Raw genomic sequence first — 24,063 nt, forward strand, 5'->3', positions numbered from 1 at the left:
CAACGGCGCCAGTCGCAAGAGAGCGATGCCGATTCGCGGCTGACAGCCGCTCAGTCGGCAACAAGATCGCGCCGCCTACTCAGCCGATGTGACTGCGCTGCGCGGCATACAGCTCCCTGAAGGTGCGCCCCACCGGCGCCGGCATCTCGCGGGTATGGGTCCAGCCCGCACCGCCTAACGGCAGCCTCGCAATCGAACGAGTTTTCCCGCCCATCCGCTCCAGCACGCGCACGGCCACCTTGGTGAAGAGCGCATAAGCGTCCGGATGCAGCGCGAGGAAACCCCACACCGCCAACCCCGCACGCTCCTTCCACGGCCGCAGACGCCGCTCCACCTGCTTCTCACGCAGCTTGCGCAACAGATCGGATAAGGGAATTCCCACCGGGCACACGCTATTGCATTCGCCGCATAAGGTCGCTGCCTGCGGCAAATCCAGCGCCTTGTCGATGCCGACATAGCTCGGTGTCAGGACCGAACCCATCGGGCCGGGATACACCCAACCGTATGCATGGCCGCCCACCTTCTGATAGACCGGGCAATGGTTCATGCACGCGCCGCAGCGGATACAGCGCAGCATCTCCTGGAAATCGCCGCCTATGAGCCCCGTGCGTCCGCCGTCGACCAGCACGACGTACATATGCTCGGGGCCATCCTGATCCGCCTCGCCGCGCGGCCCGGTCAGCACCGAAAAATAGTTCGACGTCGCCTGGCCCGTCGCCGAGCGCGGCAGCAGACGCATCGCCGTCGCGAGGTCTTCGAGCGTGGGCAGCACCTTCTCGATACCCGTGACGGCGACATGCACGCGCGGCATCACCGTGCACATGCCCTCGTTGCCCTCGTTCGTGACGAGCACGACCGAGCCGGTTTCCGCCACCACGAAGTTGCCGCCCGTCACGCCCATGTCCGCCGACAGGAAATGCGGACGCAGCACTTCGCGCGCTTCCCGCGTCATATCGGTGATTTCGGTGAGGCGTGGCCGGTTGTGGGTCTTCGCGAACAGATCGGCGATCTCGTCCTTATCCTTATGGACGACCGGCGCGATGATGTGGCTCGGCGGTTCGTTGTCGTTGATCTGCAGAATGTATTCGCCCAGATCGGTTTCGATCGACTGCACGCCCATCTGACCGAGCACCTCGTTCAGGCGCATTTCCTCGGTGACCATCGACTTGGTCTTGATCACCTTCTTCACGTCATGCCGGCGCGAGATGTCGCCGACGAGCCGGGCGGCTTCCTGGGTCGTCTCGGCGAACAGCACCGTGACGCCGCGCCGGGTCGCCTCGCGTTCGAACGTTTCCAGCCACACATCGAGGTTTTCCAGCGCGCGATCACGGCGCTCCTTCAACGCCGCGCGGGTGGCGGGAAAGTCGATGGCGGTCATGGCCGCGGCGCGGGCCGACACGAATTTGGTCGACAGCTTGGTGAGGTTCTGCTGCAGACGCTGGTCGGCGAGTTTCTGACCCGCGCGAGCCTTGAACTGCATCGATTGGACTTGCATGGCGGCCTTGTGCTTATTCGGAATCGGGCATTCGGATGAGACGTTCGAAATGAAGCGCGCGGAATGGAACGCGGCACGCCTTCACGCGTCGCCGGCGAGCACCTGCGCGATGTGCAACACCCGCGTCGTGGTGTCGCCGGTGCGCCGCAACCGCCCTTCGATATTGAGCATGCAGCCGAGGTCGCCCAGCACCACCGTGCCCACGCCGCTCGCGCTGATGTTCGCGCATTTTTCGTCGACGATCGCCGTGGAAATATCGCCGTACTTGACCGCGAAGGTGCCGCCGAAACCGCAGCAGTGCTCGCAGCCCTTCATTTCGGTCACCGCCACGCCCACTTGTGCGAGCAGCGCGCGCGGCTGCGTCTTGACGCCGAGTTCACGCAATCCCGAACAGGAATCGTGATAAGTCACCTGCCCCGCGAATTCGCCGGGCTGCAATTGCACCCTGGCCACGTTGACGAGGAAATCGGTCAGCTCGAACACTCTCGGCCGCAAGCGGCCGAAGCGGTTCATCAATTCGGGATCGTCGGCAAAGAGATCGCCGTAGTGCGCGCGGATCATGCCGCCGCACGAGCCGGACGGCACCACGACGTAGTCGAACTGTTCGAACTCACGCAGCGCTTTCTCCGCGAGGTCGCGCGCGATGCGCCGTTCGCCGGAGTTGTATGCGGGCTGCCCGCAGCAGGTTTGCGCGGGAGGCACCACCACCTCGAAACCGGCGCCCTCGATCAGCTTGATGACCGAAAAACCGATCTCCGGACGCATCAGGTCGATCAGGCAGGTGACGAACAATCCGACTCGCATGAGCCCTCCTTCGGGAAAACGTCCCTGATTATCCGCCGTTTGGCGCACAATACCAACGGCCGGAAGGCATAGGACGCGTGCCACGTTAATTTGGAATAGCGCTTCGAACCGCGTTCGCTTTTTTCACGATACGAGATACAATCAGTTTTCCGCTGTTTGACGCGTCAACCGATTCCTCCCATGAGCGATACGAACCCGGATCCCAAAACTTCGATCCAGGTGATCGAACGCATGATGCGCTTGCTCGACGCACTCGCTGCGCATAGCGACCCGGTCAGCCTGAAAGAACTCGCCATCCGCACGGAGTTGCATCCGTCCACCGCGCACCGCATCCTGAACGACATGGTGATGTGCCGGCTGGTCGACCGGTCGGATCCCGGCACCTATCGTCTCGGCATGCGCCTGCTCGAACTGGGCAATCTGGTAAAGGCACGCCTGTCGGTGCGCGACGCGGCGCTCACGCCGATGCGCGAACTGCATCGTCAGACGGGCCAGACAGTGAATCTGTCGGTACGCCAGGGCGACGAGATCGTCTATATCGAACGCGCCTATTCGGAACGCTCCGGCATGCAGGTGGTGCGGGCCATCGGCGGGCGGGCGCCTTTGCATCTCACGTCGGTGGGCAAGCTGTTTCTCGCCGCCGACGAATCCACCCGCGTTCGCGCCTACGCCACCCGCACGGGTTTGTCGGGTCACACGCAAAACAGCATCACCGACCTGACCAAGCTGGAGCGCGAGCTTTCGCACGTGCGTCAGCAGGCCTGCGCGCGCGATAACGAGGAACTGGAATTGGGCGTGCGCTGCATCGCCGCCGGCATTTACGACGACACCGGCAAGCTGGTCGCGGGTCTGTCGCTGTCGGCACCGGCCGACCGTTTGCAGGACTCGTGGCTCGGCCAGCTCAGTCAAACGGCGCTGATGATTTCGGAGTCGCTCGGCTACCGGCCGCAGGCCTCGCAAGATCATACGCATAGCCACGCGTAAACCGTCGGCAGCTTGAATCGCTGCCGCACAAAAAAAGCCTCGCAAGTTGCGAGGCTTTTTCGTTGGAGGCGGCCAGTGTGCAAACCGGCCGCCAAAGGAAGCATTTCAGGTGCCGGCGCCGCCGGCGTCCGCGCTCGTGATGCGCGGCTGGTCGCCGCCGTTATCCAGCCATGTGCGCAGACGCGTGGCGTCCGCAAAGCGCGAGTATTTGCCCGACGAGTCGAGCAGCACGAGGACCATCGGACGGCCATGAATGGTCGCCTGCATGACGAGGCACTCACCCGCCTCATTGATGAAACCGGTCTTTTGCAGACCAATGTCCCACGTCGGATTGCGCACCAGCGCATTCGTGCTGTTGTACGCGAGCGAACGCTTGCCGGTGTAGACCTCGTAGCTGTGATCGGTCGAGAACTTGCGGATCAGCGGATACTGATACGCCGCGTTGACCATCTTCACCAGGTCGCGCGCGCTCGACACATTCTGGCTCGTCAAACCCGTGGCGTTCTCGAAGTGCGTGTCGGTCATGCCGAGTTGCCTCGCCTTCGCGTTCATTGCCGCAAGAAACGCCGGGCGGCCGCCGGGGAAATAACGCGACAGCGCTGCGGCCGCGCGGTTTTCCGACGCCATTAGCGCGATATGCAGCATGTCTTCACGCGAGAGCACCGAGCCCACCGATAGACGCGAGCCGGTGTTTTTCTCGTAGTCGCGGTCTTCGTCGGTGACTTCCAGCTGGTCGGTCATGGACTCTTTCGAATCCAGCACCACCATCGCGGTCATCAGCTTGGTGATCGACGCAATCGGCACCACGGCGCGCGAGTTCTTGTCGAAGAGCGGTTCACCGGTGTTCTGATCGATCACGTAGGCGACGCTCGAGCGCAGCATCAACGCGTCCGGCGTTTCGTGCAGACCAAAAGCCTGGCCGACCGTCGGCTGACGCGGCTCATAGGCGACACGGCGCACCGCCGAATGGTGGCGACCATTCGACGTGTACGTTACGCGCTTACGCTTGACGCTTGCGCGCGGCGTGTCGTCGTCGGCGGCAACGGCCTTGACGGTCGCGCCTTTGCCGGCCTTCGACGACTTGCTCGACACCTTGGCGGTTGCCGGCTTTTTGGCCGTTTTGGCTTGTTTGGATGTTTTTGCGGTTGCAGCAGGCGTGGCGGCAAAAGCGCTCACAGGCGCGGCGAACGCCGCTGTGATGACCATGGAGACGGCCACCGACAGAGCGGTGCTGCGGGCCGCGCCGCGGATCACTTTTAGCGACGAAAACATGTCGGTTTTCATGGGTGTTCGGTAGGGAGCGGCGAGGGGTTTCCGCAAGTGTAGTAAAACAACGAAAAATTAGCAATTTGAAGCACTTATACGCGGTCCTTAAACCGGCTTGTAAGATCCGATCGCCAAAACACAAATAAGTGCCACGCCTCGATCGAAAAAAACGATCGCCGGCGCGTTGCTTCGCCGTTGCCGCCATCCACGGAAAGGGATGCTTCTTACAGCATAACGGCAAACGCGGAAACAACCTTAATAGGGGAAGTACGGTCACAGCGCCGATGCACAACGCTTCTGCGAACGCAAGGGAACAACGCCGGATCTTGCGGCAAGCTGTTAAACGCTTGCTGGAGACGCCAACGCGCATTCGACTAGCATCAGCCATTAACGTTCCATGAGACCTTCTGGTTTACGTCGGATGGACGAACTCACGAAAAGTCCTGTGGCGCGGCAATCATTACCGATTTCGACTGGCACCAGTGGGGTGCAAATGTCAAATCGACCTGGTCATACGCCGGTCATGCTTCGCGCATAAGTTCTTGTTTTATCAGCAACTTCTTAAGATTGTGCGACGCACAAAAAGTGCTTGACATTCGCGACAGGCATCCTAAAATAGCAACCATTGCTGCGATGCACAAAACATCGCGGTCCAGGCAGACGATCTAACGTCTCGCCACCAACCCAATGCGGTCCGCACAGACAGACCGCAATCCAGGAGCGTAAACCATGACTCTGCTGACCCCTGAGCAATTCGCCGCCGCCCAGAAAGCCAACTTTGAAACGCTGTTCGGCCTTACGACCAAGGCATTCGAAGGCGTCGAAAAGCTGGTTGAGCTGAACCTGCAAGTCGTGAAATCGACGCTCGCGGAAAGCCAGGAAAATGCTCAACGCGCGCTGTCGGTGAAAGACGCGCAGGAATTGCTGGCCCTGCAAGCAAGCCTTGCACAGCCGGTGGCTGAAAAGGCGCTGTCGTATGGCCGCCACGTGTATGAAATCGTCTCGGCAACCCAAGGTGAATTCGCCCGCGTCGCTGAAGCGCAATTCGAAGAGCAAAACCGCAAGGTGCAGTCGCTCGTCGAAAACGTCGCGAAGAATGCGCCGGCTGGTTCGGAAACCGCTGTCGCCGTGATGAAGTCGGCTATCACCGCCGCCAACACCACGTACGAAACGGTCCACAAGGCGACCAAGCAAGCCGTCGAAATCGCCGAAAGCAACTTCAATGCTGCCGCCACGGCCGCATCGAAGGCAGCTTCGCAAGCCGCTGCGCAAGCATCGCGCTCGTCGGCCAAGAAGGCAGTTTAAGTTTCATCAGGCATCGCCATCACGCCGGTCCAGCTCACCCGTTGGGCCGGCGCTGCTCCAGGCAACAGCGTCGAGCGGTTGCCGCTCGCCCGCCTCGATTGGCCGAACGCTCCGATACGTTGAATAACGTATCGTTTGCCCGGCGAAAGGCCGGGATTTTTTTGCCTGAGTTGTTGCCTGACACGCGCGGCCGTTTGTTCGTTTCCACCGTCTTGCACGGCGAACGCTACATCCAGCCCGCCGCGAAAAAAAACGGCGCGCCCTTCGCGGGGCGCGCCGTTTTTTTATAGAGCCCGCCTGAAAACGCGCGGGCTCGACAGCATTACTTCTTTTTCTGCGGCGGCAAATCGGTGCAGACGCCTTCGTACAATTCGGCGGCCATCCCGATCGATTCGCCGAGCGTCGGATGCGGATGAATCGTCTTGCCGATATCCGTTGCATCCGCGCCCATTTCAACCGCGAGACACACTTCGCTGATCAGGTCGCCCGCGTTCAGACCGACGATCCCGCCACCGATCACGCGATGCGTTTCCTCGTCAAACAGCAGTTTCGTGAAGCCTTCGTCGCGGCCGTTGGCGATCGCGCGGCCTGAAGCGGCCCACGGGAACACCGCCTTGCCGTACTTGACGCCTTCGGCCTTCAACTGGTCTTCCGTCTTGCCGGCCCAGGCCACTTCCGGATCGGTGTACGCCACCGACGGAATCTGCAACGCGTCGAAGTAGGCCTTCTCGCCGTGCGCGACTTCAGCGGCGACGTGCGCTTCATGCACGGCCTTGTGCGCGAGCATCGGCTGACCGACGATATCGCCGATCGCAAAGATGTGCGGCACGTTGGTGCGCATCTGCTTGTCGACCTCGATGAAGCCACGGTCCGTCACGGCAACGCCGGCCTTGTCGGCACCGATCCTCTTGCCGTTCGGCGTACGGCCGACGGCGACCAGCACGAGATCGTAGCGTTGCGCTTCCGCCGGGGCCTTTTCGCCCTCGAACGAGACGTAGATGCCGTCGTCTTTCGCTTCGGCCGCGGTGGTTTTGGTCTTCAGCATGACGTTGGCGAAACGCTTGCTGTTGTACTTCTCCCAGACCTTGACCAGATCACGGTCGGCACCGGCCATCAGACCGTCGAGCATTTCGACCACGTCGATCTGCGCGCCGAGCGTCGCATACACCGTCGCCATTTCGAGGCCGATGATGCCGCCGCCGATCACCAGCATGCGCTGCGGAATCTGACGCAATTCCAGCGCGCCGGTCGAGTCGACCACTCGCGGGTCTTCCGGAATGAACGGCAGCTTCACCGCTTCGGAGCCCGCGGCGATGATCGCCTGCTTGAACTTGACGACCTTCTTGCCGCTTTCGGTCTGCACTTCCATGTGATGCGGATCGACGAACGCGCCGGTACCCGTCACGACGTCGACCTTGCGCATTTTCGCCATGCCGGCGAGACCGCTGGTGAGCTTCTTGACGACGCCCGACTTGAAGTCGCGCAACTTGTCGAGATCGATTTGCGGCTTGCCGAACGTGATGCCGTGCGCGCCGAGCGCTTCGGCTTCGTCGATGACGAGCGCGGTATGCAGCAGCGCCTTCGACGGAATGCAGCCGACGTTCAGACAAACGCCGCCCAGCGTCGAATAACGCTCGACGAGCACCGTCTTCATGCCCAGATCGGCCGAGCGGAATGCAGCCGAATAGCCGCCGGGGCCCGAGCCGAGCACGAGCATGTCGCACTCGATGTCGGCGTTGCCGGAGAAGCTGCCGGCCTGCGGAGCGGGCGCGGCGGCCTTGGGCGCCGTGGCGGCCGGAGCCGGCGCTTTGGCGGGTTCGTTGGCCGGCGCCTTCGGTGCATCCTTGGCCGGAGCCGCGTCCGCGGACGTTTCGACGAGCGCGATGATCGAGCCTTGCGAGACTTTGTCGCCGGCTTTGACGCGCACTTCCTTGACGGTGCCGGCGGTATCGCTCGGCACTTCGATCGAGGCCTTATCGGACTCGAGCGTCATCAGCGCCTGTTCGTTCTCGATGACATCGCCCGCTTTGATATTGACTTCAATGACATCGACGTCCTTGAAGTCACCGATATCCGGCACTTTTACTTCGACGAGACTCATAGTGTCCCCTTCTTTTATTGATCGGTGATGAGGGTGAACCCAGGATTTCCGGCCTAACGGTCACATAAGACGCGAACAGAATCAGCCTTTGCCTTCCGCCCAAGGACGCGCCTTTCTTTTGCCTACTTTTCTTTGGAAGACGCCCCGAAGGAAGTGCCCTTGGGGTACAAAGAAAAGTAGGTGCCGCCCCGCACAGGGGCGACGCCAATAGACCACAAGAAAAACAGGTTCAACAGAGAGACGCGGATAACCACCTAAACAAAGCCATCCGCGCCGCAGACAACCATCACAAGATCAAAGAATCACACGCCGAAAATCGGCAAGAATCGACCCAAGATAAGCATTGAACCGCGCCGCCTCCGCCCCATCGATAACCCGATGGTCATACGACAAAGACATCGGCAAAATGAGCCGCGGCACAAACGCTTTGCCGTCCCAAACCGGCTTCATCGCGCCACGCGACAAACCGAGAATGGCGACTTCAGGCGCATTGATGATCGGCGTAAAGTTCGTCCCGCCGATCCCCCCAAGGGACGAAATCGAGAAGCAGCCGCCTTGCATCTGATCCGGCTTGAGCTTGCCTTCGCGCGCCGCCTTCGACAGATCGGTCATCTCCTTCGCGATCTCGACGAGACCCTTCTTGTCCGCATCACGAATCACCGGAACGACCAGACCGTTCGGCGTATCCGCGGCAAAACCCACGTGGTAGTACTGCTTGAACACGAGGTTATCGCCGTCGAGGCTCGCGTTGAACGTCGGGAATTTCTTCAGCGCGGAAACCACGGCCTTGATCACGAACGCCAGCATCGTGATCTTCACGCCGGCCTTTTCGTTTTCCTTGTTCAACTGCACGCGCAGCGCTTCGAGTTCGGTGATGTCCGCCTCGTCGTTGTTCGTGACGTGCGGAATCATGACCCAGTTGCGATGCAGATTCGCGCCCGAAATCTTCTTGATGCGCGACAGCGGCTTCGGATCGATCGGACCGAACTTCGTGAAGTCGACCTTCGGCCACGGCAGCAGATTCAATTCGCCGCCGCCTGCCGCCGCAGGCGCTGCCGCACCCGCCGGCGCCGCGCGCTGGCCGGTCATCACCCCCTTGATGAACGAGGTGACGTCGGCTTGCGTAATGCGGCCCTTCGGACCCGTGCCCTGCACTTGCGTCACATCGACGCCGAGTTCGCGCGCGAACTTGCGCACGGACGGCGAGGCATGGCTCGGATGACGCGCCCCGCCTTCGCCGGCCGGAATCAGCGGGGCCTGAGCGAGCGCCGACGGCGAAGCGGGAGCCGGCGACGGCGCGACCGGCGCATCCGACGGCTTCTCGACGGCTGCCGGTTTGGCGGCGGGCGCCGGCGCAGCCGCGCCGCCTTCCGCTTCCACCACGACGATCACCGAGCCTTCCGACACCGTATCGCCGACCTTGACCTTCACTTCCTTGACGACGCCGGCGGCCGAACTCGGCACGTCCATGGTCGCCTTGTCGGATTCGAGCGTCACGAGCGACTGCTCTTTCTCGACGCGATCGCCGACCTTCACCGCGACTTCGATCACGGGAATGTCTTTGTAGTCGCCGATATCCGGCACTTTCACTTCTTGCAGACCGCCGCCGGCCGGGGCCGGGGCAGGCGCCGGAGCCGCGGCGGGAGCCGGCGCAGGCGCGGCGGCCGGCGCGGGCGCCGGTGCGGCAGCAGGCGCGGCAGCCGAAGCACCGGCACCCGCGCCATTCAGCACGACGATCAACGAACCTTCCGACACGTTGTCGCCAACCTTGACCTTCACTTCCTTCACGACGCCCGCAGCCGAACTCGGCACGTCCATCGTCGCCTTGTCGGACTCCAGCGTAACGAGCGATTGCTCTTTCTCGACGGTATCACCCGCCTTCACCAGCACCTCGATCACAGGGATGTCCTTGTAATCGCCGATATCCGGCACCTTGACTTCGATCGCTTGACTCATTGTTAGTGTCTCCTGGGCCGCGCACGCGCCCCGCCCTGTCGATCAGGGCAGGCGCGCACGCCGTGGCACACGGGGAATGATGCCTTAGACGGTCATCGGGTTGGGTTTGGCGGGATCAAGGTTGTATTTCTTGAGCGCCTCGGCGACGACCTTGCGTTCGATCGTGCCTTCGTCTGCCAGTGCATTCAACGCGGCAACCGTGACCCAGTAGCGGTCGACTTCGAAGAAGTGGCGCAGCTTTTCACGCGTGTCCGAACGGCCATAGCCATCCGTGCCCAGCACGACGAATTTCTGCGGCACGAACGCGCGAATCTGCTCGGTGAGCGCCCGCACGTAGTCGGTGGAGGCGATGACCGGACCTTGCGTGTCCTTCAGGAGCTTCTCGACGTGCGAGAGCTTCTTCTCTTCGGTGGGATGCAGCAGGTTCCAGCGCTGCACTTCATGGCCTTCGCGCGCGAGTTCGGTGAAGCTCGGCACGCTCCACAGATCGGCGGCGACGCCCCAGTCGTTCTTCAGCAGGTCGGCGGCGGCGATCACTTCGTTGAAGATCGTGCCCGCGCCCATCAACTGCACGCGCGGCGCCTTCTTGTCGGCCTCCGCCTTGCGGAACGCGTACATGCCCTTGATGATGTCGGCGGCTACCGATTCGCCCTGCGGCATCGTCGGGTGCTCGTAGTTCTCGTTCATCACCGTGACGTAGTAGTACACGTCTTCCTGATCCGCGACCATGCGGCGCAGACCGTCCTGCATGATGACGGCGAGTTCGTAGCCGAACGTCGGGTCATAGCTGATGCAGTTCGGCACCGAGGCGGCCCACAGCAGCGAATGGCCGTCTTCGTGTTGCAGACCCTCGCCGTTCAGCGTCGTGCGGCCAGCCGTGCCGCCCAGCAGGAAGCCGCGCGAGCGCATGTCGCCCGCGGCCCATGCGAGGTCGCCGATGCGCTGGAAACCGAACATCGAGTAGAAGATGTAGAACGGGATCATGATCTCGCCGTGCGTCGAGTACGACGTCGCGGCCGCGATCCAGTCCGACATGCCGCCGGCTTCGTTGATGCCTTCCTGCAGGATCTGACCGGTTTCCGACTCACGGTAAAACATAAGCTGGTCGGAATCTTCCGGCACGTACTTCTGGCCGTCCTGATTCCAGATGCCGATCTGGCGGAACAGACCTTCCATGCCGAAGGTACGCGACTCGTCCGGCACGATCGGCACGATGCGCTTGCCGAGCGCCTTGTCCTTCAACAGGATGTTGAGAATCCGCACGAACGCCATCGTCGTGGAAATCTCGCGGCCTTCGCCCGTGCCCTTCAACAGCGGCTCGAATACCGACAGTTCCGGCACCGGCAGCGATTCGGCCTTCTGGCGACGCGCCGGCAGATAACCGCCGAGATCCTGACGGCGGGCGCGCATGTACTCGAGTTCCTTCGAGCCTTCCTCGAACTTCAGGTACGGCACGTTGACGAGGTCTTCGTCGGAGATCGGCAGACGGAACTGGTCGCGGAATTTCTTCAGCTGATCCACCTGCATCTTCTTCTGCTGGTGGGTGATGTTCATCGCCTGACCGGCTTCGCCCATGCCGTAGCCCTTGATCGTCTTGGCGAGGATCACGGTCGGCTGGCCCTTGGCGTTCGTCGCTTCCGAGAACGCCGCGTAGATCTTGTGCGGATCGTGGCCGCCGCGGTTCAGATTCCAGATGTCCTCGTCGGACCAGTCGGCGACCAGCGCCTTCAATTCCGGCGTGTTGAAGAAGTGCTCGCGAACGAACGCGCCCGACTCCGACTTGTACGTCTGATATTCGCCGTCGACGACTTCCATCATGCGGCGCATCAGCGCGCCCGACTTGTCGCGTTGGAACAGCGCGTCCCAGCGGCTGCCCCAGATCACCTTGATGACGTTCCAGCCCGCGCCGCGGAATTCGCTCTCGAGTTCCTGGATGATCTTGCCGTTACCGCGCACCGGACCGTCGAGGCGCTGCAGGTTGCAGTTGATCACGAACACAAGGTTGTCGAGCCGTTCGCGGCCGGCCATGCCGATCGCACCGAGCGATTCCGGTTCATCCGTCTCGCCGTCGCCGAGGAAAGCCCAGACCTTGCGGCCCTCGGTTTTCGCGATGCCGCGCGCCTGCATGTACTTCATGAAGCGCGCCTGATAGATCGCCATGATCGGGCCGAGACCCATCGAGACGGTCGGGAATTGCCAGAAGTCGGGCATCAGCCACGGGTGCGGATACGACGAGATGCCCTCGCCGCCCACTTCCTGGCGGAAGTTGTCGAGCTGGTTTTCGGTCAGACGGCCGAGCAGGAACGCGCGCGAGTACACGCCCGGCGACGAATGGCCCTGCACGAACACGAGGTCGCCGCCATGCTCGGCCGACGGCGCATGCCAGAAGTGGTTGTAGCCGACGTCATACAGCGTGGCAGCCGACGCGAACGATGCGATGTGGCCGCCGACGTTCGTGTCCTTGCCCGCGCGCAATACCATCGCGATGGCGTTCCAGCGCGTGTACGAGCGAATGCGGTGTTCGAGATCCTGGTCGCCCGGAATCGGCGCCTGACGCGAGACAGGAATCGTATTGATGTAGGGAGTGTTCGCCGAGAACGGCAGATGTTCGCCGTGCACACGGGCGAATTCGATTTGCTTTTCGATCAGGTAGTGAGCGCGATCGGGGCCAACAGCAGAAATCACGCCATCCAGCGCTTCAAGCCATTCGCCGGTTTCCTGGGGATCGTCGTCTTTTTCGGCGGCGACATATTTCATGACTTCGTCGGGTACAGCGGACATGCTCGTCTCCTGGATATAGAGGAACGCTCTTTGGACAGACGACGCGGACGAAGCACGGCCGCGGCAGCTTCGGCCGATTGTAATAAGGGTCCCGACGTCCGCGCAACAAAATTTTCGAATTGCGAGATCGATTCTCACAATGCGGAAAATTGCTGCGACGCAACCTGATTTGACTGCCGATCGACGGATACGCCGGGTAGTTTGCTCCGATTAACGTGAGTTTCCGCGCTTTTTTGCGCCATTTACGAGCGACGCGCTGCGCTACAATGCCACGCATGTTGACCGAACGGCTTTTCGCACGCTCGGCGCGCACCGCCGGTCATTCGGCGGATTCGACGCCGTCCTCCCGCTGGCACCATGGACCATGGTGGTCGAATTCCTATTTGCTCACGCCGCTTCTGTCGATCCTCGTTTTTCTGGTCGTCATGAGCCTGATTCTGTGGAGTTTGAACCGGCGCGAGCAACAGCAGCAGGAAGACACGCTTTACCGTAACGTCGCATGGGCGCAGCAGCAGATCCGCCTTTCCATGACCGGCGCGCAGGAACAGATCCAGGCGCTCGCGCGCGACCTCGTCGCCGGCCACGGCGACCCGCATTCGTTCCAGGTGTCCACCACGGACATCATGCAGGGGCATCCCGAGATCCTCTACATGAACTGGTACACGAGCCAGCAGCAGCCGCGCTGGCCCAATACCGCGCTGCCGGTGTTCGGCCAGCGCCTCGCCAAGCCGAACGACTCGCAGATGGACGAGGCCGTGAAAGCCGCGTTTGCCGAGGCGCGCAGCACGCGCCGCCAGGTGTACTCGCCGTTGATCTACGACGACCTGGGCAACGGCTACATCACGCTGCAAACGCCGGTGTTCCGCGACCGCGAGTTTCTCGGCACCGTCGCCGCCGTGTTTTCGGTGGAAGGCATCCTGAAGCACGACATTCCGCCTGAGCTGTCCGCCAAGTACAAGATCTCGATCATCGACGTGAACAACCGCGAGTTGACCACTACGTCGACCCGCCCGCGCCTGCCGCGCGACATGTTCTACGATCTGCCGCTCGATCCGCCGGGCCAGGGCGTTTCGGTGCGCGTGTACGCGTTCCCGCAGATGACCAACTTCACCAACAACACGCTGGTCTGGCTGGTGGCGGGCCTGTCGTGCTTCGTGCTGTGGAGTTTGTGGAGCCTGTGGAAACACACGCGGCAACGTTTCGAAGCGCAGCAGGCGCTGTACGCCGAAGCCTTCTTTCGCCGTGCGATGGAAAACTCGGTGCTGATCGGCATGCGCGTGCTCGACATGCATGGCCGCATTACTCACGTCAATCCGGCGTTTTGCCGCATGACCGGCTGGGACGAAAGCGATCTGGTCGGCAAGACCGCGCCGTTCGCCTACTGGCCGCGCGACGCGTATCCGGAAATGCAGCGCCAGCTCGACATGACGCTGCGCGGCAAGGCGCCCTCGTCGGGTTTCGAACTGCGGGTGCGCCGCAAGGACGGTTCGCTGTTCCATGCGCGCCTGTACGTGTCGCCGCTGATCGACAGTTCGGGCCGTCAAACCGGCTGGATGTCGTCGATGACCGACATCACCGAACCGAAGCGCGCGCGCGAGGAACTCGCCGCCGCGCACGAGCGCTTCACCACGGTCCTGGAAAGCCTCGACGCCGCGGTGTCCGTGCTGGCCGCCGACGAGGCCGAACTGCTGTTCGCCAACCGCTACTACCGGCATCTCTTCGGCATTCGCCCGGACGGTCATCTGGAATTGGCGGGCGGCGGCTTCGATAGCTCGCAGGCGTCGTCCGATTCGATCGACATGGTGGACACCTATGCCGGTCTGCCCGCCGCGGCGCTGACCGAAAGCACCGCCGACGCGCAGGAAATCTACGTGCAAAGCATCCAGAAATGGTTCGAGGTGCGCCGCCAGTACATTCAGTGGGTGGACGGCCATCTCGCGCAGATGCAGATCGCGACCGACATCACCACGCGCAAGCAGGCTCAGGAACTGTCGCGCCAGCAGGACGAGAAGCTGCAGTTCACCAGCCGTCTGATGACGATGGGCGAAATGGCCTCCTCGCTCGCGCACGAACTGAACCAGCCGCTCGCCGCGATCAATAACTATTGCTCGGGAACCGTTGCACTGGTTAAATCCGGTCGAACGACGCCTGATAATCTCTTGCCCGTGCTCGAAAAAACCGCGCAGCAGGCGGTGCGGGCGGGCATGATCATCAAGCGCATTCGCGAGTTCGTCAAACGCAGCGAGCCGAAGCGGCAGGCCACGCGCGTGGCCGATATCGTCGCGGATGCCGTGGGTCTGGCCGAACTCGAGGCGAGGAAGCGCCGCATTCGCATCGTCACGGACTTGCGTTCGCGCCTGCCGGTGATCTACGTCGATCCGGTGCTGATCGAGCAGGTGCTGGTCAACCTGCTGAAGAACGGCGCCGAAGCCATGCACGAGGCACGCCCCGACGCCGTCGATCCGGTGATTCGCGTGGTCGTGCGGCTGGAAGGCGGCTTTGTCAGGATCAGCGTGGTCGACCAGGGGCCGGGTGTCGACGAAGCAACGGCCGAGCGTCTGTTTGAACCGTTTTACAGCACCAAGTCCGACGGTATGGGCATGGGGTTGAACATTTGCCGTTCGATTATTGAATCGCATCGCGGCCGTCTGTGGGTGGTGAACAACGTCGAGTCCGACGGCCACATCACGGGCGCCACGTTCCATTGCAGTCTGCCCATTGGAGAGCCTGACGGCCCGAGCAACGGCGGGTCACAGGCGCCGACACCACAAACCGTTACGGGAGAGCTATGAACAGCCCAGTCACCACACAGGAAACAGTCTTTGTCGTCGACGACGACGAGGCCGTGCGAGATTCGCTGCGCTGGCTGCTGGAGGCGAACGGCTACCGCGTGCAATGCTTCTCCAGCGCCGAGCAGTTCATCGACGCCTGGCAGCCGCATCAGCACCCCGGCCAGATCGCGTGCCTGATTCTCGACGTGCGGATGTCCGGCATGAGCGGACTCGAGTTGCAGGAACGCCTGATCGCCGACAACGCCTCGCTGCCGATCATCTTCGTGACGGGCCATGGCGACGTGCCGATGGCGGTCTCGACGATGAAGAAAGGCGCGATGGACTTCATCGAAAAACCGTTCGACGAAGCCGAGTTGCGCAAGCTGGTCGAGCGCATGCTCGACAAGGCGCGCAGCGAAAGCACCAGCGTGCAGCAACAGCGCGCCGCCGCCGAACGACTGGGCAAGCTGACCGCGCGCGAGCACCAGGTGCTGGAGCGCATCATCGCCGGCCGCCTGAACAAGCAGATCGCCGACGACCTCGGCATCAGCATCAAGACGGTCGAGGCGCACCGCGCGAACATCATGGAAAAACTCAACGTCAACACCGTCGCGGATCTGCTGCGACTGGCGTTGTCGAACAAGCCGCAGCAAGCACAATAAGCGCGACAGGCGGCCTCCCCGCCAGGCGTTTTCGAGTTTCAACGGCCGGACTGTCGACGAGTCCGGCCCGCTTCGTCTCCGTTTCCCTTCTGTTTTCCCTCTGCCTTTGCCCGAGCGGCTCGCTGATTCCGGGTACGCCTTGGCCGGGTCTTGTTCGTTTGCCCGTTTGCGCATGCTCGCCGATCGCTCCCATCGCGCTCCATCCCGCCGCACGGGCGAGCAGTGCGGCGCGCGTCCGTGCCGCCGCTCAACGCGGATATCGGCGCAGCGCTCGTCTTCCTATGCAACGGCCGTGCCACGGGAAGCGCGGCGCTCTCGCGCGAGCCGGAATCGCCCTGTGGCTCGTCATGCGGGTCGGTATAATGTCGGACTTTGCAGCGCTGCTTATCGCCGATTCGCGCCGCGCGCTTTTCACGTGCCGACCCGTTCCGGTTGAAAAGCGCCATCGACGTGCGCGCCCCGCCCGCTTTCCAAACTGCCCATCTCGACCGACCATGACTGCCAAACTGATCGACGGCCTAGCCCTTTCCAAGACCCTGCGCGCCGACGTCGCCGCGCGCGCCGCCGCCCTCACCGCCCGCGGCCATCAGCCGGGCCTCGCGGTGGTGCTGGTGGGCGCGAATCCGGCCAGCGAAGTGTATGTGCGCAACAAGGTGAAGGCCTGCCACGACAACGGTCTCGGCTCGTCGTTCGACCGCTATCCGGCCGACTTGCCCGAAGCCGATCTGCTCGCGCGCATCGACGAACTGAACCGCGATCCGCGCATCCACGGCATTCTGGTGCAATTGCCGCTGCCGCCGCATATCGACAGTCATAAGGTGATCGAGGCGATCGCGCCCGAGAAGGACGTCGACGGCTTTCACGTCGCCAATGCCGGCGCGCTGCTGACCGGCCAGCCGCTGTTCCGCCCGTGCACGCCGTATGGCGTGATGAAGATGCTGGCCGCTTACCAGATTCCGCTGCAGGGCGCCAATGCTGTTGTGATCGGCCGCTCGAACATCGTCGGCAAGCCGATGGCGCTGCTGCTGCTCGAAGCCGGCGCGACCGTCACGATCTGCCACAGCAAGACGCGCGATCTGGCCGCGCACACGCGCAACGCCGACGTGGTGGTCGCCGCCACCGGGCTGCGCAACATTCTCACCGCCGAGATGGTGAAGCCGGGCGCCGCGGTGATCGACGTCGGCATGAATCGCGACGAAGCCGGCAAGCTGTGCGGCGACGTCGACTTCGCGGGCGTCAAGGAAGTGGCCGGCTACATCACGCCGGTACCGGGCGGCGTCGGCCCGATGACCATCACGATGCTGCTCGTCAACACGATCGAAGCCGCCGAGCGCGAAGCGGCCGCAACGGCGTAATCAAGCCCCAACGGCGCGTTGCGCCGCCCACACTTCTCTCGCGCGCGGAACCGCGACATCTGATAATTTGTCTGCCGACGGATTGGAATCGGCGTGTCCTGCCCCAATAATGTCTTTATCCGGTCTTATCGGGGCGCTTATCGGGGCGTCGTCGCGCGCCCGTCGAAGCGCCCCGATTACCCCGTTCACCCGCGTCAGACAGGAAGCCTCATGTCCACTACCGCCTCGAATCACGACAATCCGCTCCTCGATTTCTCCGATCTGCCGCGCTTTGGCGAAATCCGCCCCGAACACGTGACGCCCGCCCTCGATGTGCTGCTCGCCGACGCGGCCGCCGCCGTCGAGCGCGCCGCCCAACCGATCACCCCCGCCTCGTGGGCCGACGTGGTCGAGCCGGTCGAACGCGGCACCGAACCGCTGTCGCGCGCATGGAGCGTGGTGGGCCATTTGAACGCCGTCGCCGATACGCCGGAACTGCGCGCGGTGTACGGAGAAAACCTGCCACGCGTCACGGAATTCTGGTCGAGCGTCGGACAGAATCTCGCGCTCTATGAGAAGTACAAGGCATTGCACGCCAGCAGCGATTTCGTCTCGCTCACCGGCGAGCGCAAGAAAATCCTCGGCAATGCGCTGCGCGATTTCCGTTTGTCCGGCGCGGAATTGCCGGAAGATCAGAAGCCGCGCTTCGCCGAATTGCAGGAGCGCCAGGCGGCGCTCTCGAAGGCGTTTTCCGATCATGTGCTCGATGCGACCAACGCGTATGCCTACGTCGTCGAGGCTGGCGATGAAGCGCAACTGGCCGGTCTGCCGGAAGACGTGATCGAAGCCGCGAAGGAAGCCGCCGAACGCGAAGGCAAAACCGGCTACAAATTCACGCTGCACTTCCCCTCGTATTTTCCGGTGATGCAGTACTCGGAAAATCGCGCGATGCGCGAGGCGGTGTATCGCGCCTACGTGACGCGCGCCTCCGAACTCGGTCCGCAATACGGCAACGGCAAGCCCGAGTGGGACAACACCGCCGTGCTAGCCGAACAGCTGCAACTGCGCGCGGAAGAAGCGCGCATGCTCGGCTACAACAACTTCGCCGAGGTCTCGCTCGCGCCGAAAATGGCCGAATCGCCCGCGCAGGTGATGGCCTTCCTCGAAGACCTCGCCGTGCGCGCTCGCCCGCATGCCGAACAGGACTGGAAAGAGTTGCGCGAATTCGCCGCCAACGAACTCGGCATGACCGAACTGCAACCGTGGGACATGACGTTTGCGGCAGAACGCCTGCGTCAGAAGCGCTATTCGTTTTCGGAAAACGAAGTCAAACAGTACTTCCCCGAAGACACCGTGTTCAAGGGTCTTTTCAAGGTCACGGAAACGCTGTTCGGCGTGCGCATCCGTCGCGACGAAGCGGCCGTATGGCATCCCGACGTGCGCTTTTTCCGCGTCGAGAATCAGGACGGCGGCCTCGTCGCGCAGTTCTACCTCGACCTGTACGCACGCGAAGGCAAACGCGGCGGCGCATGGATGGACGACGCGCGCGGGCGTCACAAGCACGCGCACGGCGGCGTGCAAACGCCGGTTGCGTATCTGACCTGCAACTTCTCCGCGCCGGTCGGCGGCAAGCCCGCCTGCTTCACGCACGACGAAGTCATCACGCTGTTCCACGAATTCGGCCACGGTCTGCATCACATGCTCACGCGCGTCGATGAACTGGGCGTGTCCGGCATCAACGGCGTCGAGTGGGACGCGGTCGAACTGCCGTCGCAATTCATGGAGAACTTCTGCTGGGAGTGGGACGTGCTGAGCGACATGACTTCGCACGTCGAGACGGCCAGGCCGCTGCCGCGCGAGCTGTTCGACAAGATGCTCGCCGCGAAGAATTTCCAGAGCGGTCTCGGCACGCTGCGGCAGATCGTGTTCTCGATGTTCGACATGCAACTGCATACCGGTTTCGACGCGGCCGGCACGAAGAACGCCACCGAACTCGCGAGCGAGATCAACGAGCGTTTTCATGTCGTGCCGCAAGCGCCGTTCTCGCGTTGGCCGAATACGTTCAGCCATATTTTCGCGGGCGGTTATGCAGCGGGCTACTACAGCTACAAGTGGGCCGAAGTGTTGTCCGCCGATGCCTACGCCGCGTTCGAGGAAGCGGCGCAAGCCGCGAGCGGCAGCGTGCTCGATCAGGCAACGGGCATGCGCTATCGCAAGGAGATTCTCGAAGTGGGCGGCAGCCGTCCGGCGATGGAATCGTTCAAGGCGTTCCGCGGCCGCGAGCCGAGCATCGACGCCTTGTTGCGGCACAACGGCATGACGCCCGCCGCGGCGCATTGATCTTGCGTTGAAGCATCCGTCGGCGCGTTGGCGTTGCACCGATAAGAAAGCCGGTGACTTGCGTGAGCAAGCACCGGCTTTTTCGTGCGCGCCGGCAGCGCCTGCGTTGCGCTGTGCGGCGGGGCTAACCCCGACGCAGCTTGAAGTCCACTTCCGAAGGACGCCCCGCCAGTGACAACGCGGCGCGCGCGGCGGGCGCCCGGCTCACCACCTTGCCGCGGCTCACCACGGCAAGGCGTGCCGCCCGCAGACGGATCGCTTCGACCGGATCGCGCGCGTCGAGCAGCACGAGATTGGCCGCGCAGCCCGGCGCTACGCCATAACCTTCCAGCCCGAGAATCCGCGCGGCGTTCACCGTGACCGCATCGAAACACGCCTGCATGCCGTCGACGCCCGTCATCTGCGCGACGTGCAGGCCCATGTGCGCGACTTCGAGCATGTCCCCCGAGCCCAGGCTGTACCACGGATCCATCACGCAGTCGTGGCCGAACGCCACGTTGATGCCCGCCGCCATCATCTCCGGCACACGGGTCATGCCGCGCCGTTTCGGATAGGTGTCGCTGCGGCCCTGCAACGTGATGTTGATCAGCGGGTTCGCGATCGCATGGACACCCGCTTCGCGGATCAGCGGCAACAGCTTGCTCACGTAGTAGTTGTCCATTGAATGCATCGAGGTCAGATGCGAACCGGTGACGCGCCCTTGCAAGCCGAGCCGATGCGTTTCGGCCGCGAGCGTTTCGATGTGACGCGACAGCGGGTCGTCCGATTCGTCGCAATGCATGTCGACGCGCAAGCCCTGTTCCGCCGCGTATTCGCACAGCATGCGCACGGACTGCACGCCGTCGGCCATCGTGCGCTCGAAATGCGGAATCCCGCCGACCACGTCCACGCCCATCGCAATCGAGCGCTTGAGGTTCTCGAACGCGCCGGCACTGCGCAAGACGCCGTCTTGCGGAAAGGCAACCAGTTGCAGGTCGAGATACGGCGCGACACGGCGTTTCACTTCGACGAGCGCCTCGACCGCGAGCAGACGCGGATCGCACACGTCCACGTGACTGCGGATCGCCAGCAGCCCGCGCGCGACGGCCCAGTCGCAGTACTGCAGCGCGCGTTCGATCAACGCCTCTTGCGTCAGGTCCGGCTTCAATTCGCCCCACAGCGCGATGCCTTCCAGCAAGGTGCCCGATGCGTTCACGCGCGGCAAGCCGTATGACAGCGTCGCATCCATGTGGAAATGCGGATCGACGAACGGCGGCGTGACGAGGGAGCCGGCGGCGTCGAGTTCCTCGCGCGCGCTCGCGGCCAGATTCGGTTCGACGGCAACGATGCGGCCCGCGTCGATGCCGATGTCGACCGGTTGCGTGTGTTGCGGCGCGGCGCCTCGCGGCAGCATCGCGCGGCGGATGATCAGATCCATGTATCGCTCCCTGTTGACCGCTCGTTGACTGATAGCGATTCTATCGGCGTCAGAAACCGTTTGCGCGCGTTTTAGCGAGACCGCCGTACCGGCGCGCGGCGGCGAATCCGTACCGGCTGCGCGCCCGGTGCCCGCCTATACTCCGCTTTTCGAACGGCCGATGCATCGCGTCCACGCATACGTGATGCATCCAATCACGGAGCACGCAGATGAAAACGATCGGTGTGATCGGCGGGATGAGCTGGGAATCGTCCGCCGAATACTACAAGCTGCTCAACCGCCACGCGAAGGCGCGCCTCGGCGGCCACCACAACGCTCGCAGCCTGATGCTCACTGTCGACTTCGCGCCGGTCGAAACGCTTCAGCGCGCCGGCGACTGGAGCGCGCTCGGCGAGCAGATGGCCGATGCCGCGCGCCGGCTCGAACGAGGCGGCGCCGATCTCGTGATGCTGGCGACGAACACAATGCATCGCGTGTATGAATCGATCGAGCAGGCGATCGAGGTGCCGTTTCTCCACATTGCCGATCCGACCGGCGAGGCACTGCGCGCCGCGGGCATCGAGCGAGTGGGTTTGCTCGGCACACGTTATACGATGGAGCAGACGTTTTACACGGGCCGCTTGCGCGAGCGTCATGGACTCGACACGCTGGTTCCCGACGAAGCCGGACGCGCATACGTGCACCGCATCATTTATGACGAGCTGTGTCACGGCAAGATCACTGACGATTCGCGTGAGGTGTATCAGCGTGTGATCGAAGACCTCGCCGCGCGCGGAGCGCAAGCGGTGATTCTCGGTTGCACCGAAATCACGTTGCTGATCAAGCCGGAAGATTCCGTGCTGCCGGTGTTCGATACGACCGCGTTGCATGCGCAAGCGGCGGTTGAGTGGGCGGTCGAGGTGAAGTGAATGGCGGCATGTAGGAATCGGCATGCCACTGCATGAAGAACCGACGCCACCAGTTAAAAAGCCCGCTTGGCTTGCGCCAACGGGCTTTCAACAATGCTTGGTTGCGGGGGTAGGATTTGAACCTACGACCTTCGGGTTATGAGCCCGACGAGCTGCCAGACTGCTCCACCCCGCGTCAGAGAAAACGGATTGTATAGAGATGCTCGCAAGACGTCAAACAATCACCGGACTTATTTCAAACAACGCGTGCATGCACGACGCCGTTCAAAGATCCTGCACCGTGGCGCCTTCCACCTTGCCGTCGATAATGTCGGCACCGTACTGGCTCGCGCTGCGTTTGGCGACACCGAAATCGGAGAATGTGGCCGGCAGCACGAGACGAAATACGCGGCTCGCTTTCGAGCCGCTGATCGCGCCCGGCCGGCAGACGCGCACCGCGACGTCGTAACCTTCGGCGTGGCGCTTGTGGCCGTCGAATTTGTCGAACGCCCGCGAAAACACCAGCGGATGCACTTCGAAATTCTTATAGAGGGCTGGATAGAGTTCGGCCATGATGTCTCCCGATGCGTGAGCGCGAATGTGATCCCACTATACGCTGCGCCCTGCCCGCTCCACGCTTTTATTTTCCGCCGTTAGGCTCGACAGCGGCGACGGCAATTTTCACGGACGCCCATCGCGCACGATAAGATGCGGGCTACCGGAATAACCCGAATGGCCCAGCAAGAACGTGAGAATTTCATGAAAATCGCCACCTGGAACGTCAACTCCCTCAAAGTCCGCCAGCAACACGTCATCGACTGGCTCGAAACGAGTCACACCGACGTGCTGTGCCTCCAGGAACTGAAGCTGCCCGACGAAAAATTTCCGCGCGCCGAGCTCGCGGAAAAAGGCTATCGGAGCTGGTTCGCCGGCCAGAAAACGTATAACGGCGTCGGCATCCTGGTGCGCGAGGGGCTGAACGTCGACGAAGACAGCATCGTGCGGAACATTCCCGGTTTCGAGGATCCGCAGCAACGCGTGATCGCCGCGACCATCGAAGGCGTGCGCGTCGTCTCCGCGTACTTCCCGAACGGCCAGGCGCCGGGCACCGAGAAGTTCGCGTACAAGCTGCGCTGGCTCGCCGCGCTGCACGACTGGATCGCGAGCGAAATGGCACTGCATCCGAAACTCGCGCTGCTCGGCGACTATAACATCGCACCTGAAGATCGCGACGTGCACGATCCAGAAGCGTGGGAAGGCCAGAATCTGGTGTCGCCCGAAGAACGCGCGGAGTTCGTTCGGCTGATCAGCCTCGGCCTCGTCGACGCGTTCCGCCAGTTCGAACAGCCGGAGAAGATCTACTCGTGGTGGGACTACCGGATGCTCGCGTTTCGCCGCAACGCGGGGCTGCGCATCGACCATATTCTGCTGTCGAAAGCGCTGGCCGAGGCATGCTCGTCGTGCGACGTCGACAAGGTGCCGCGCAAATGGGATCAGCCGTCGGACCACGCGCCGGTCGTCGCGCAAATCGGCTGATCTCGCCGCCCGATGCGAGACCCTGGAACGGCCTCTTTCAGACCCGCGTCGCGCTCAAGCGGGAGCGCCTAAACAGCGCCACAAAAACTCGAACACCATCGCATCGTGCTCGGCCTGCTCCAGTTCATCGGAACCGCCGTGCCCGCCTTCCGTGTTCTCCCGATACCAGACCTTGTCCGCGCCCAGCGCCTGCATGCGCGCGGCCATCTTGCGCGCGTGTGCCGGATGCACACGGTCGTCGGCGGTCGAGGTGGTCAACAATACAGGTGGATACCCGACGCCCGCGCTCACCCGGTGATACGGTGAGTAAGTCAGTATGACTTCCGTGACGTACGGGCTGGCCTCGTGTGGGGAATAAACGCGGGTTAGCATCGCTGCCAGAGCCGCACGGTGTGGGCAGGCCACACCCGGCAACTTCCACCAC

18 protein-coding genes and 1 tRNA gene are annotated in these 24,063 nt (G+C 62.8%); 9 read left to right on the forward strand and 10 right to left on the reverse strand.

The genetic code is table 11. The annotated features are described in order from the left end of the window. Nucleotides 1-79 precede the first annotated feature (79 nt). Together ACTJLC_RS28765 and ACTJLC_RS28770 are read right to left on the reverse strand one after the other, a co-directional pair. Complete coding sequence (locus ACTJLC_RS28765) at nucleotides 80-1,495, reverse strand: lactate utilization protein B (RefSeq protein ID WP_310129178.1); 1,416 nt, start codon at nucleotides 1,493-1,495, stop codon at nucleotides 80-82. Nucleotides 1,496-1,576: 81 nt separating this feature from the next. After that, entirely contained in the window at nucleotides 1,577-2,299 is a 723-nt protein-coding gene (locus ACTJLC_RS28770) for a (Fe-S)-binding protein (protein WP_310129180.1), read from the reverse strand. A gap of 180 nt (nucleotides 2,300-2,479) precedes the next feature. On the opposite strand from ACTJLC_RS28770, the gene ACTJLC_RS28775 reads away from it, so the two are divergent. Further along, on the forward strand, nucleotides 2,480-3,283 hold the full coding sequence (locus ACTJLC_RS28775; RefSeq protein WP_073427548.1) for an IclR family transcriptional regulator: 804 nt from the start codon (nucleotides 2,480-2,482) through the stop codon (nucleotides 3,281-3,283). Between the two features lie 105 nt (nucleotides 3,284-3,388). On the opposite strand, the gene pbpG is transcribed toward ACTJLC_RS28775, so the two are convergent. Continuing rightward, nucleotides 3,389-4,567, reverse strand: a complete 1,179-nt coding sequence (pbpG, locus tag ACTJLC_RS28780; protein ID WP_310129182.1) for a D-alanyl-D-alanine endopeptidase — start codon at nucleotides 4,565-4,567, stop codon at nucleotides 3,389-3,391. Between the two features lie 711 nt (nucleotides 4,568-5,278). Between pbpG and ACTJLC_RS28785 the strand changes: the two genes are divergently transcribed. Together ACTJLC_RS28785 and ACTJLC_RS28790 are read left to right on the forward strand one after the other, a co-directional pair. Next, nucleotides 5,279-5,854, forward strand: a complete 576-nt coding sequence (locus ACTJLC_RS28785; RefSeq protein WP_083083351.1) for a phasin family protein — start codon at nucleotides 5,279-5,281, stop codon at nucleotides 5,852-5,854. A gap of 98 nt (nucleotides 5,855-5,952) precedes the next feature. Further along, the gene (locus ACTJLC_RS28790; protein ID WP_310119951.1) at nucleotides 5,953-6,144 is read left to right on the forward strand and encodes a hypothetical protein; all 192 of its coding nucleotides are present in this window, start codon (nucleotides 5,953-5,955) and stop codon (nucleotides 6,142-6,144) included. Between the two features lie 32 nt (nucleotides 6,145-6,176). Here ACTJLC_RS28790 and lpdA read toward each other — a convergent pair whose 3' ends face one another. From lpdA to aceE, 3 genes are all read right to left on the reverse strand, one after another. Next, nucleotides 6,177-7,955: a dihydrolipoyl dehydrogenase gene (gene lpdA / locus ACTJLC_RS28795; RefSeq protein ID WP_310129184.1), complete on the reverse strand. Its 1,779-nt coding sequence runs from the start codon at nucleotides 7,953-7,955 to the stop codon at nucleotides 6,177-6,179. 294 nt (nucleotides 7,956-8,249) lie between these two features. Further along, a complete protein-coding gene (gene aceF / locus ACTJLC_RS28800) occupies nucleotides 8,250-9,911 on the reverse strand; it encodes a dihydrolipoyllysine-residue acetyltransferase (RefSeq protein WP_083083348.1) in 1,662 nt (553 codons plus the stop codon). An 84-nt stretch (nucleotides 9,912-9,995) separates the two neighbouring features. Then, on the reverse strand, nucleotides 9,996-12,692 hold the full coding sequence (aceE, locus tag ACTJLC_RS28805; RefSeq protein ID WP_440845973.1) for a pyruvate dehydrogenase (acetyl-transferring), homodimeric type: 2,697 nt from the start codon (nucleotides 12,690-12,692) through the stop codon (nucleotides 9,996-9,998). Nucleotides 12,693-12,967: 275 nt separating this feature from the next. Here aceE and fixL point away from each other — a divergent pair, with 275 nt between their 5' ends. From fixL to ACTJLC_RS28825, 4 genes are all read left to right on the forward strand, one after another. Continuing rightward, nucleotides 12,968-15,484, forward strand: a complete 2,517-nt coding sequence (fixL, locus tag ACTJLC_RS28810) for an oxygen sensor histidine kinase FixL (protein WP_073427542.1) — start codon at nucleotides 12,968-12,970, stop codon at nucleotides 15,482-15,484. Continuing rightward, the gene (fixJ, locus tag ACTJLC_RS28815) at nucleotides 15,481-16,125 is read left to right on the forward strand and encodes an oxygen response regulator transcription factor FixJ (protein WP_073427541.1); all 645 of its coding nucleotides are present in this window, start codon (nucleotides 15,481-15,483) and stop codon (nucleotides 16,123-16,125) included. The genes fixL and fixJ overlap by 4 nt, the downstream gene beginning before the upstream one ends. A 494-nt stretch (nucleotides 16,126-16,619) precedes the next feature. Next, a complete protein-coding gene (gene folD, locus ACTJLC_RS28820; RefSeq protein ID WP_073427540.1) occupies nucleotides 16,620-17,480 on the forward strand; it encodes a bifunctional methylenetetrahydrofolate dehydrogenase/methenyltetrahydrofolate cyclohydrolase FolD in 861 nt (286 codons plus the stop codon). Between the two features lie 210 nt (nucleotides 17,481-17,690). After that, the gene (locus ACTJLC_RS28825; protein WP_310129189.1) at nucleotides 17,691-19,799 is read left to right on the forward strand and encodes a M3 family metallopeptidase; all 2,109 of its coding nucleotides are present in this window, start codon (nucleotides 17,691-17,693) and stop codon (nucleotides 19,797-19,799) included. 124 nt (nucleotides 19,800-19,923) lie between these two features. On the opposite strand, the gene ACTJLC_RS28830 is transcribed toward ACTJLC_RS28825, so the two are convergent. Then, nucleotides 19,924-21,216, reverse strand: a complete 1,293-nt coding sequence (locus ACTJLC_RS28830; protein WP_310129192.1) for an amidohydrolase family protein — start codon at nucleotides 21,214-21,216, stop codon at nucleotides 19,924-19,926. A 209-nt stretch (nucleotides 21,217-21,425) separates the two neighbouring features. On the opposite strand from ACTJLC_RS28830, the gene ACTJLC_RS28835 reads away from it, so the two are divergent. Further along, on the forward strand, nucleotides 21,426-22,124 hold the full coding sequence (locus tag ACTJLC_RS28835; protein WP_310129193.1) for an aspartate/glutamate racemase family protein: 699 nt from the start codon (nucleotides 21,426-21,428) through the stop codon (nucleotides 22,122-22,124). A 98-nt stretch (nucleotides 22,125-22,222) separates the two neighbouring features. On the opposite strand, the gene ACTJLC_RS28840 is transcribed toward ACTJLC_RS28835, so the two are convergent. Then, nucleotides 22,223-22,299: transfer RNA gene (locus ACTJLC_RS28840), tRNA-Met, on the reverse strand. Between the two features lie 89 nt (nucleotides 22,300-22,388). Further along, entirely contained in the window at nucleotides 22,389-22,676 is a 288-nt protein-coding gene (locus ACTJLC_RS28845; RefSeq protein WP_073427536.1) for a hypothetical protein, read from the reverse strand. 186 nt (nucleotides 22,677-22,862) lie between these two features. Between ACTJLC_RS28845 and xth the strand changes: the two genes are divergently transcribed. Beyond that, complete coding sequence (gene xth, locus ACTJLC_RS28850; RefSeq protein ID WP_440845977.1) at nucleotides 22,863-23,639, forward strand: exodeoxyribonuclease III; 777 nt, start codon at nucleotides 22,863-22,865, stop codon at nucleotides 23,637-23,639. Nucleotides 23,640-23,693: 54 nt separating this feature from the next. Here xth and ACTJLC_RS28855 read toward each other — a convergent pair. After that, nucleotides 23,694-24,063, reverse strand: a 370-nt coding sequence (locus tag ACTJLC_RS28855) for a prolyl oligopeptidase family serine peptidase (protein ID WP_440845979.1), incomplete at its 5' end; no start/stop codon positions are given.

Source organism: Paraburkholderia sp. 22099 (genome assembly GCF_052045835.1).
In the GTDB taxonomy this organism is placed as follows: Bacteria; Pseudomonadota; Gammaproteobacteria; order Burkholderiales; family Burkholderiaceae; genus Paraburkholderia; species Paraburkholderia terricola.